Raw genomic sequence first — 5,752 nt, forward strand, 5'->3', positions numbered from 1 at the left:
AGATTATTCGGCACATCGTGTGCCTCACCCTTTCAGGGCCAACACTTTGTGTTGTTCAAATTCGTTCCGGACGAATTTGCCGAACGCTAGCGTTTTCATCGCTAAGTAATTTATCTGTAATGGAATAAAGGAAACATAAAAAAAGTGGTGGGTCGTGAGCTAGATTATTCGGCACATCGTGTGCCTCACCCTTTCAGGGCCAACACTTTGTGTTGTTCAAATTCGTTCCAGACGAATTTGTCGAACGCTAGCGTTCTCATCGCTAAGTAATTTATCTCTGTAATGGAATGGGTGAAAGAGAAAAAAAGTGGTGGGTCGTGAGCGATTCGAACGCTCGACAAACGGATTAAAAGTCCGCTGCTCTACCGACTGAGCTAACAACCCATTAAGATAGTAAAAGTGGTGGGTGATACCGGGTTCGAACCAGTGACCCCCTCCTTGTAAGGGAGGTGCTCTCCCAACTGAGCTAATCACCCCAAGTGTTTTATTTCTAAAACATCACGGTAAGAATTGGTGGGTGATACCGGGTTCGAACCAGTGACCCCCTCCTTGTAAGGGAGGTGCTCTCCCAACTGAGCTAATCACCCTTACCGTGTGGATGTGCATTATAAGGCACGTCTTATTTCAGTCAACCTTTTTTTTTAATTTTCCTTAAAATTAACCCTGTTCGGTTTAATTTTAGACGTTTTTTGGATAATACTTCGCAAATATGCATATTGTTGGATTATTTCGAGCTAATTATGATTATGATTTTTTTATATCACCAAGCAACTTTATTTAAGGTACATATGATGGTTTTTAATGAAAAATGTGCTGTTATTACTATCGAACCAGAAATATTGCGTTATCAAGTAATAACTGTTAAAGCGCTTAGCAAACATGATCACAATAAAAATTTAGCTGATATTCCTTATCAAAATTCAACTGATATTGAGCAATTGATACAAATTTTAAAAAAACAGCAACCAAGATTAACTTCAATAGTTTTGAATTTAAGTCAAAGCTATGTTCAGTTTCAGAAAACGGCTTATCCTGAGGTGAAATTAAATTCAGCTGAATTAACTTTATATGTAAAAGCAACAATTAATAAACTATTTCAGTTACCGGCAAACAATCTGTTTTTCGATTTTGTATCATTAGCTGGCCCCCAGAAAACTATTATGATTGCTATTTGTGCGAGTGAAACAATTAATTATTGGATAGATGTATCCAAAAAATATGGTTTAAGATTACTTTCTATTAATAGTAAGTTTGAAAATATAAGATTTAATTTTTTACCGTGGCGTCAGCAAAAAGCAAGGCAGCATCAATTTCAATTACTACTTTTCACGGTCAGCTTTATTGGTTTACTGAGTTGTTTTTTCTTTTATCTTTTACTTGATAGCCAAACTAAATTTACTCAATACTCGAAACTGTTATCAACTCAACAAGCGCTAGAACAGCAGTTGTCTGCTCAATTAGCAAGTTTTATTCCTAATCCTTCACCAAGTCAAAAACAGATTCAACAATCGCTACAAATGTTTGCACGAATGCTACCTGAGACTATTTGGTTAAGATTGTATGAATATGAATCACAACAGATAAAAATTACCGGTCAAAGTATTAATTATGTCGATATTATTAATTTTAATCAGCAACTTTTATCCAGTCATGAGGTAAATAGTAGCCAAGTAAAAAATATCGAAAATAGTGGAGACAGTCTGTTGTTTCAACTGGATATTGAATTAAATGAATAATAATTTTTTTTATAGACCTATTTGGCAACAATACTTAATCAGCTGTTTGCTACCTTCAATTGTGTTTTTTATCTGTTATCAGTTTTTTATTCAAGAACTAAAACAACAAACTGATATGCAAATTAAAATATATGAAGAAAAGAAAACGACAATTAAATTACTTCAATCAAAAATTGAACGTTATCAATCTGCTAAAAATAGTACGTTAACTTTACTAACAGAACTTGAGTTTGCTAAAGCAATTAAACGTAATCAATTGCACTTAATTTCCTTTAAATATGAGAAAAATGACTCATCAAGTTATTGGTATATTGAGCTACGAGGGCAGTTTATTAATTTTATGCAATTTATTAGTGAGTTAAATGACAATTTTTATTATTTAAATTTTCAGAATTTTACTATTGATAAGCAAGATACTTATTTGCAAATTAAATTTGTCATATTAATTAAAAGGGATATTAAATGAATCATTATCTTATTATTAATTCTTTTTTATTAATGATTTGTTGTTTTAATGTTAATGCAGATATTCATCTAACAAGGGATCCTTTTTTACAAACTATTAATTTTAGTTGTCAGGAGCAGACAGGTATTCTTAATAAACAGATCCAAGTTTGGCAATTTAAAGGTTATATCCAACGCTTAGATAACCATTATCAACAATTATGGCTTTTTTCTGAAAATGATTGGTTAGCAATTACTGATAATACCGTACCGCATATTTTGTTTCCATGGACTATAAGTGCTGTATTAGACGATAAACTATTATGGCAAGCGAGTTTACCTAACTATTGTAATCATAAAGTTTTATGGACAATGCCATTAATAAAATAAGTGACTATTTTAGTTTAAGGATATAATTAATGTTTAAAATCAGCCAAATATTAACAAGTTTAGCAAAAAAATATTTAAATATTGTTATTGTGCTTATGCTTTTATCTATGTCATGTTGGGCAACCCCTAAAACTTTAACAAGCGCTGAATCAGACGATCTAATTTCTATAAATTTTTATCAAACAGATATTGCCATAATTTTGCAAGCACTTGCTGACAATAAACAGATGAACTTAGTTATGGTCGATGATTTGTCAACCAAACAAACCATTAAACTGCAAAATGTTACATGGCAAAAAGCATTAACAGTTGTATTAAATTCTGCAAATTTACGCGCTGAAATTGACGATAATATCTTATTTATATCAAAAGCTGTTGATCCAGAGGAGTTGCTTCAAAAAAAATTACTAGAACAAAAAGAACTGCAGTTAAATGAGCCTCTAACTTTACTAACTATTCCAGTTAATCATGCTGACCTTAGTAATCTAGTTGAAACTATTCAATCACAAGGATTATTATCCGAACGAGGAAAAGCGATTATTGATAAGAGAACTAACTCGTTAATTATTAATGATATATCTAAACAATTTTCTAACATTAAAAAAATAGTTAAAAGTTTGGATCAGCCAATTCCTCAAGTACATATTTCGGCTCATATTGTCACAATGAATAAGCAAAGTATGGATGAGTTAGGTATAAAGTGGGGATATACGGGGCACTCATCACAAGTATTAAGTAAGTTTGATGTTGACTTTGGTGTCACCAATGCAGCATCTTCTGTCGGTTTCAATTTAGCAAAACTTTCCGGTAGTTTGTTAAATCTTGAACTTTCGGCATTAGAATCAGAAAACCAGTTAGAAATTATAGCAAGTCCGAATTTGTTAACAGCAAATCAAAATATGGCTTCAATAAAGCAAGGTACAGAAATTCCTTATGAAGTTTCAAATGGCGGTAATGGAGCTACGTCTATTGAATTTAAACAAGCTGTATTAGGTTTAGAGGTTACCCCAAAAATTATTGCTAACGATCAAATGATATTAGATTTATATATCACCCAAAATACGGCTGGTCGTTCAATAAAGCGTCGTGATGGAGGAGAAGCATTAGCAATCGAAACTCAGGAAATTAGAACACAAGTTAAAGTTAAAAGTGGCGAAACAGTGGTATTAGGTGGGATTTTCCAACAAATTAATAATGCCAGTAAAAATAGCGTTCCAGGCATTAGTAATGTACCGATTATCGGTAATGCTTTTAAAAATAAAGCAAAAAAACAACAAAAACGAGAATTAGTTATCTTTATTACTCCGCAATTAGTTGAGTAAATAGCCATGGAGTTGTATCATACTCAATCTTATTTTGTTACTTTGTTTTGAGTCTATTAACTCACTGCAAAATATAGTCACTAAAATTACAATTTATTATAAAAGTTGAGAATATCATGTTTCATTTTGTCGCTTCTGATTTAGATGGCACTTTGCTAAATACTGAGCATAGCTTATCGCCATTTACTAAAAAAATTCTTCAAGCTTTACGTCAAATGGGGATTCACTTTGCCTTTGCTACTGGTCGACACCATATCGATGTTGGCCAAATGCGCGAAAATATGGAAATCGATGCTTTTATGATAACCTCAAATGGCGCTAGAGTTCATGATAGCCGCGGTAATTTAGTTTTTAGTCGTAGCTTTGAGCCTAATATAGCCTGTGAGTTAGCACAAATTTGTCAAGACAGTCCATATATTTATACGCATGTTTATCGTGGTGATGATTGGTTAATTAATAAACCAGATGCATATTCGCTTAGTTTTTTCACTGATACACAATTTAAATATCAATTCTTCGACCCGCGTAATTTTGCTGCTGATGATATTGCCAAAATTTATTTTACCACTTCTGATGTTGCACATAACCATCATTTAGTCGAATTAAAACACAAAATTGAACAACAATTTGGTAAAAAAGTTAGTATCGCTTTTTCTACAGCAAACTGTCTTGAAGTAATGGCGGAAAATGTAACTAAAGGTAGTGCATTAAAGTTAGTGGTTGAAAGCTTAGGTTATCAGCTTAAAGATAGTATCGCCTTTGGTGATGGTATGAATGATTATGAAATGTTAAAAATAGCTGGGAAGGGGTGTATCATGAAAGATGCGAGTCCTGAACTTAAGTCATTACTTCCAGAACTTGAAGTGATAGGCTCTAATGCTGATGATGCTGTACCTCACTATCTAGCTAATCTTTTACTTTAATTTGAAGAGTTATATTAACCATAAATATGATTGTAGATAAAGAACTTAATACTCTGGGCCTGCGTTGCCCAGAACCCATTATGTTAGTTCGAAAAGCGATTAGAGAATTAACTGTTGGTCAAATTCTACATATTATTGCTGATGATTTGGCTACAACTCGTGATATTCCTAGCTTCTGTCGCCATATGGATCATCAACTAGTTAATGCGCAAATTGAATCAGTACCATTTGAATATTGGATTAAAAAGTCACATTAATAAATTGATCTAAATAATCTTTAATTAATTCCCTTATTATTTCGATAAATCAATTTGTTTTAAATGGTAATGTAGTGTGCGCCAATCATTAGGCGCAAAATTATCGATCATCAAAAACAGTACTCTTCTTTTCCCATCACGACATGATTTTAAATTTAAAATTACCATATAACGTAAAAGAAGTGGTTTTCGCATTAAATGCCAACGTTGTTTATGCCAATAAATTTGGTGTATATATTCAAATAATGCCAGTTCACCGTTAATGGTTTTGAAATAATTGATACTACGCCACCATTCAATGATTAAAACTAAAATTAAAATATAGGTATAACAATTTAGAGATGTATCGGCAAATTGAATTAAACAGATGATAATTAAAATTAAATAAAAACAGCAAGAAACTAATAATTGTAAAAAAGACCGAGTAAGCTTTGTGCTCCACATATTGATATTCTTTTATTTGATGTAAAGTACAATTATTTAATGGTTTTTATCTGTTTTATTTAAAAATATAAAAATATTGTGAGATAATACACAATATTTTTGAATAATTTACTAATAATACGGTTAAAATCGTTAATTTATTAGCTATTTCGTCGCTGTTCTATAAAGTATTGGTTATAATAATTTATTACTAAACATATTAGTAACGAAATATAAAAAATAAATTAACCTTAATC

The 5,752-nt window shown here is 31.7% G+C and carries 7 protein-coding genes and 3 tRNA genes; 6 read left to right on the plus strand and 4 right to left on the minus strand.

Annotated features, from left to right (window positions below):
* Nucleotides 1-308 precede the first annotated feature (308 nt).
* From B6D18_RS11935 to B6D18_RS11945, 3 genes are all read right to left on the minus strand, one after another.
* Nucleotides 309-384, minus strand: a tRNA-Lys gene (locus tag B6D18_RS11935).
* A 16-nt stretch (nt 385-400) separates the two neighbouring features.
* Nucleotides 401-476 (minus strand) — tRNA-Val (locus B6D18_RS11940).
* A 35-nt stretch (nt 477-511) separates the two neighbouring features.
* Nucleotides 512-587, minus strand: a tRNA-Val gene (locus B6D18_RS11945).
* Between the two features lie 201 nt (nt 588-788).
* Between B6D18_RS11945 and B6D18_RS11950 the strand changes: the two genes are divergently transcribed.
* The 6 genes from B6D18_RS11950 (at nt 789) to tusA (ending at nt 5,072) form a co-directional block, all read left to right on the plus strand.
* Nucleotides 789-1,736 carry a PilN domain-containing protein gene (locus tag B6D18_RS11950; protein ID WP_158092589.1) on the plus strand — a complete coding sequence of 316 codons (948 nt, stop codon included), beginning with the start codon at nt 789-791 and terminating at the stop codon, nt 1,734-1,736.
* Nucleotides 1,729-2,202 (plus strand): hypothetical protein, encoded by a 474-nt coding sequence (locus tag B6D18_RS11955; protein ID WP_086364645.1) that lies wholly within the window; start codon nt 1,729-1,731, stop codon nt 2,200-2,202. The genes B6D18_RS11950 and B6D18_RS11955 overlap by 8 nt, the downstream gene beginning before the upstream one ends.
* Complete coding sequence (locus B6D18_RS11960) at nt 2,199-2,570, plus strand: hypothetical protein (RefSeq protein ID WP_086364646.1); 372 nt, start codon at nt 2,199-2,201, stop codon at nt 2,568-2,570. The genes B6D18_RS11955 and B6D18_RS11960 overlap by 4 nt, the downstream gene beginning before the upstream one ends.
* Nucleotides 2,571-2,599: 29 nt before the next feature.
* Nucleotides 2,600-3,892: a secretin N-terminal domain-containing protein gene (locus B6D18_RS11965; RefSeq protein ID WP_086364647.1), complete on the plus strand. Its 1,293-nt coding sequence runs from the start codon at nt 2,600-2,602 to the stop codon at nt 3,890-3,892.
* Between the two features lie 116 nt (nt 3,893-4,008).
* Entirely contained in the window at nt 4,009-4,815 is an 807-nt protein-coding gene (locus B6D18_RS11970; protein WP_086364648.1) for a Cof-type HAD-IIB family hydrolase, read from the plus strand.
* Between the two features lie 26 nt (nt 4,816-4,841).
* Nucleotides 4,842-5,072: a sulfurtransferase TusA gene (gene tusA, locus B6D18_RS11975; RefSeq protein ID WP_086364649.1), complete on the plus strand. Its 231-nt coding sequence runs from the start codon at nt 4,842-4,844 to the stop codon at nt 5,070-5,072.
* A 36-nt stretch (nt 5,073-5,108) separates the two neighbouring features.
* Here the strand turns inward: tusA and B6D18_RS11980 are convergent, their stop codons facing one another.
* A complete protein-coding gene (locus tag B6D18_RS11980; RefSeq protein ID WP_158092590.1) occupies nt 5,109-5,516 on the minus strand; it encodes a protein YgfX in 408 nt (135 codons plus the stop codon).
* Between the last annotated feature and the right edge of the window lie 236 nt (nt 5,517-5,752).

Origin of the sequence: Gilliamella sp. A7 (genome assembly GCF_002142015.1) — a bacterium.
In the GTDB taxonomy this organism is placed as follows: domain Bacteria; phylum Pseudomonadota; class Gammaproteobacteria; order Enterobacterales; family Orbaceae; genus Gilliamella; species Gilliamella apis_A.